Source organism: Staphylococcus pasteuri (assembly GCF_030547725.1).
In the GTDB taxonomy this organism is placed as follows: Bacteria; Bacillota; Bacilli; order Staphylococcales; family Staphylococcaceae; genus Staphylococcus; species Staphylococcus pasteuri.
The window spans coordinates 1-235 of the sequence record NZ_JAUOQO010000994.1 but is presented as its reverse complement, the minus strand read 5'-3'; the positions used below and the strand labels follow the sequence as shown (position 1 = coordinate 235).

Genomic DNA, 235 nt, shown 5'->3' with positions numbered 1-235 from the left:
AGAGAAGATTTACAAAGCAGTTACCGGCATGGTAGGTAATACGCCTGCTATGAAAGGTAACTGGTTTGAGTCTTACGATATTGCAGCCAACTCTATTGATTCCTGCAAATTCGAGATGTTAATGGATAACGGTGTTTCTTACATAGCAGACCGTTCAGCAATTTTTGAATACAGACAAGGTAATTAAAAGGAGGTAAAAAATGCAATTAGTAAAATATAATGTAGTAATTGATGC

At 35.7% G+C, this 235-nt stretch carries 1 protein-coding gene; it reads left to right on the top strand.

Features of this window, described 5'->3' with window-relative positions; translation table 11 throughout:
* On the top strand, positions 1-187 hold a 187-nt coding region (locus tag Q4528_RS16160; protein WP_303522785.1), incomplete at its 5' end, for a hypothetical protein.
* Positions 188-235 lie beyond the last annotated feature (48 nt).